General features: G+C 40.8%; 2 protein-coding genes and 1 pseudogene. All 3 read left to right on the forward strand.

What is annotated here, in order from left to right:
* Nucleotides 1-401 precede the first annotated feature (401 nt).
* Nucleotides 402-1,094 (forward strand): Panacea domain-containing protein, encoded by a 693-nt coding sequence (locus EYA77_RS01860; RefSeq protein ID WP_167815692.1) that lies wholly within the window; start codon nt 402-404, stop codon nt 1,092-1,094.
* Between the two features lie 15 nt (nt 1,095-1,109).
* The gene (locus EYA77_RS01865) at nt 1,110-2,135 is read left to right on the forward strand and encodes a hypothetical protein (RefSeq protein ID WP_167815693.1); all 1,026 of its coding nucleotides are present in this window, start codon (nt 1,110-1,112) and stop codon (nt 2,133-2,135) included.
* Nucleotides 2,136-2,772: 637 nt separating this feature from the next.
* Nucleotides 2,773-3,045 (forward strand): annotated as a pseudogene (locus EYA77_RS01870) (glycerol permease); the annotation flags it as partial.

Consider the following 3,045-nt stretch of genomic DNA (forward strand, 5'->3'; position numbering starts at 1 on the left):
AACGGGCTGGCATAGCCGGCCTTAGTCTTACCAGTGTCGAAGAAGGGGGTGACCCCTGATGAGACACTGGTATGATTTCCCGGAGCTTCTGGATCGAAGGAAGCTGAAAGGGCTGGTGGATGCGGGGCTGAGTGTCCGGGAGCTTTCCGTTCGGGAGGGTTGTTCGCGGCAGTGTGTGGTGACGGCTTTGAATCGGCACGGGCTTACGGCGAAGGGGCAGCGGGGGGTGATGCCGCGGTTTATACGGAGGAGAGGTGAGGGGTAGAGGCCCCATTATTTTTTACAATTGTATGTTTTTTTTAAACAAGGTTCGTGATAGCGTAATCAAACTGGTTTTGTTAGCAATGAAGTTAATATGTCAACGCCCAATAATACATAAGAAGATCAAGGAGGTGACCTGGATGGTTAAATTAGATTTTAATGTGTCTGATAAATTAGTTGAAAATAAATTAGCTGAAGATAAAAAGAAAAAGCAAGAAAATGCATTACTTTACGTAATAAATAGAGATCCATCTATAAATAGAACAAAGTTAATGAAATATATCTTCTTCATTGATTTATATTCCTACAATAAATTTGGTGACACAATTCTGGATGATCTCTATGTCAGATTACCAAATGGCCCAGTTCCACAGTATGGATTCGACCTTACCGATGGAGCAACTAATGAATTGTTGACACGTGAACAAAAAGAGGAAAATGATACATTCTACTATTTCATTTACCATTCCAAAAAAGCTCCAGATCTGAGTGTCTTTTCAGCAGTTGAACGTGATCTTCTCAGAATTATATCTGATTGGATACGACCTCAAAAAGCGGGTGATTTGAGCGATAAAACGCATTGCTATGACTTATGGAAGGAGTTTAAGAATAGTCAGTACATTCCAAAAGAACGTTTTCAACTTGATTCGGGCACCATGGAAAAACTTGAGAAGGAACTCCACACGAAACTCTACGTTGACGTCAATAATCGGGATGCGTGGTGGAATAAAATTCGTTGTGACTCAAACAAAAAAAATCCCAGAACAAACGAACCAATTCCAATGCGCCTTCCAGAATTGATTGATGTTGAAACAAACAAAAGAATAAACTAATTTTTTTTTGAATAAATGGCAGATGAAGATAAAATAGATAATAAAGACACATCTGAAAAAAACTCAGTAGATTCAGATTTTCCGAATCTCAAAGATGTTCGATATACCAATATCACATCATTGAATGAAAAATTTCCAGAGGAAAATGTTTCAGACACACCCAATCCTAATGAGTCAGTAAACTTCGATACATTACATGAATTATTATCCAATATTAAATCTAATTTAAAATCTCTTGATGATCACATTCCAGATAATTTACAACTCTGCACTCCGGAAGAGGAGGAGGAGAAAACACGTTTCCGTCATGATCTTTTGCTTCATCAATATGATGCGGAAATGCAGAGAACAGCAAATATTCGATCGCGTGCAACATTCCTCTTTGGTGTAATTGGTCTATGTTTGACAATTGGGATCACAGTGTGTACTGCTGACTCATTTGTGATTACTAATGCTTGCGGGTTAACACGTTTCCTGTATTTATCTTATGGGGTTGTGCTTTTAGTTGCCCTAGTATTAACAGCTGGAGTATATTTTAGGATGGATAAGAGCTGGACTAATATCTCGTATCCCAAGCATTCTCATCTCCTCGATTTACAAAAGCCTCATCTCAAACTTCGGGATCCAATTCTCCCATCCATGACAGATGAATTGTCTAGTATCATTCAGGTTTGCCGTAATGGAAATGATGAAAATGTCGAATGGATAAATGCAAGTTATACTGTACTTCTTTTGACATTTTTACCAAGCGTTTTCCTAATCATATCTCTAATATTGGGTGCGGAAAGTACAATTTTACAAGTATTCACTGCCTTATGGAACTGGATTATTTTCATAGTGGGTTTTGGTTATTACATTATAAAGAAAAGACCGCTGGCTTATATCAGATCGATAATAAAAATCTTGACACTAAAGAAATTTTTAATAATGCTTGTTGCTTTTACGACGATATATATCGTCCTAATGATGGTCATAATGCTAATATTTATCGAATTAGACATCTCGTCATTAATCGTAAATCTAACTAATAGTAATATTTAAGTTAGTTCCATTTTACAGAAAATTCGTTATACTATTATACACATATTTCCGTCTAAAGTTTTGTGTAAACCTGATTTATGTACATAAAGAGATCTCCACCGCGGGCCGCTCCGCGCCGAAGTCGCGACCCCGCACCCCCAAAATACATCAGAATTGAACGAGATAATCATGAAAAAGAAAAACCCGCACGCGGGTTTTTCCGACAGCATTTTTCCAGACGGCGTGCGATTCCTGCGTAGGCGATAAGCCGGAGCAGAGCACGACGGCGCAAGAAAAATGCGATTCGCGAAGATTGGCGGAGATTCGCGGTTGGTTTTTTTCTCATGTTTCCGCACCATCCCGTACACGAAATCGAAGTACATTCCTTAAAAATGCAGAGAAACTATGACATTTCCCTCGCATTATATCTTCTTTTACGTCCTATAATCATATAGCATGTGTGAGATGGCACGTGAATTTCGATCAATGATCACCTCCAAATAGGACAGAAAAAATCACGTGCGTTTTGCGCATGTCCGGCAAATCATAGATTTGCTCTGTGTTTGGCAGTAGTTCAATACTACCAATACAGGTCGCAAATCAAAGATTTGCTCATCATCTCGGCCGCCTTCGGCGGCCTTGATGGATCACCTCCACCATGACAGCAGATTTCATTCAGACAGCAATCTCGAAGTCCGCAAAGCGGATCTTCACTGCAGAGTTTACGAACGCCGCCGCGTATGATGCGATCATCGCAGAAATTACCGGCGTGGAAAACCCCCTCGGCCTTGCCGAAGTCGAGCTCGGGAAGCAGACCTACAAGACCTATGTGGGCTACTTCGACCCGAACACCTCCGAAATGACCGGCAAGGTCCAGGTCACGGCCTACAGCAGGGCTGAGTATTCGGCCGCGATCACCGCCCTTACCGGC

Origin of the sequence: Methanocorpusculum sp. GPch4, from assembly GCF_012062385.1 — an archaeon.
Lineage (GTDB): Archaea > Halobacteriota > Methanomicrobia > Methanomicrobiales > Methanocorpusculaceae > Methanocorpusculum > Methanocorpusculum parvum.

What these genes read in the sequence shown, in the direction of transcription:
- EYA77_RS01865 (WP_167815693.1), top strand. Translation starts at nt 1,110, where the DNA reads ATGGCAGATGAAGATAAAATAGATAATAAAGACACATCTGAAAAAAAC.
- EYA77_RS01860 (WP_167815692.1), top strand. Translation starts at nt 402, where the DNA reads ATGGTTAAATTAGATTTTAATGTGTCTGATAAATTAGTTGAAAATAAA.